This is a genomic window from Dactylosporangium darangshiense, assembly GCF_039537565.1.
Lineage (GTDB): Bacteria > Actinomycetota > Actinomycetes > Mycobacteriales > Micromonosporaceae > Dactylosporangium > Dactylosporangium darangshiense.
Genome location: NZ_BAABAT010000231.1, coordinates 1 through 589, shown reverse-complemented (window position 1 = coordinate 589; position 589 = coordinate 1). Strand labels below are relative to the sequence as shown.

1 protein-coding gene is annotated in these 589 nt (G+C 61.1%); it reads left to right on the top strand.

The window, feature by feature from the left end:
* Positions 1–589, top strand: a 589-nt coding sequence (locus ABD901_RS58855; RefSeq protein ID WP_345145163.1) for a hypothetical protein, incomplete at both ends; no start/stop codon positions are given.

The window sequence follows — 589 nt, the reverse complement described above, 5'->3', positions numbered from 1 at the left end:
ACGCAGGCGTTCGGGCTCGACTTCGGGGTCATTGCGGCCGAGTCCTTTACGATCCCCGGTTTGGATGGGCACATGCTCGAATGGCATCAGACCTGGGTACCAAGGGACTTCGCACCGCTGAATGATGAACTGATCGATCTGATAGCGGAGCGGAGAGAGGGTCAGACCTGGGTAACAAGGGTCCCCGCACGGCGAAATGATGAACCGATCGATCTGATAGCGGAGCGGAGAGAGGGTCCGACCTGGATACCAAGGGACTTCGCACCGCTGAATGATGAACTGATCGATCTGATAGCGGAGCCGATAGAGGGTCGGATCGATCTGGATTTCGTATTGAGGGAGGCGCCGAGTGTCGATGTCATTCGGCGTTGGCTGCGCGGTGGGGTGGGTTTGGCGGTGGCGGTCCCGCCGGATGGCGCCGTTGCAGAAAATGTTCACCGGGTCACGCTGAGTGTGCCTGCGCGTTTTGTTTGGACGCATTCCAGCGGGCGTGAGACGTTTTCGGTGTTGGACACCAGGGCGTTGGTTGCGGGCCGGGCGGTGGTGAACTGGGTTGAACGGCAGGCTGCTGCGCCGGGTCGGGACGGCC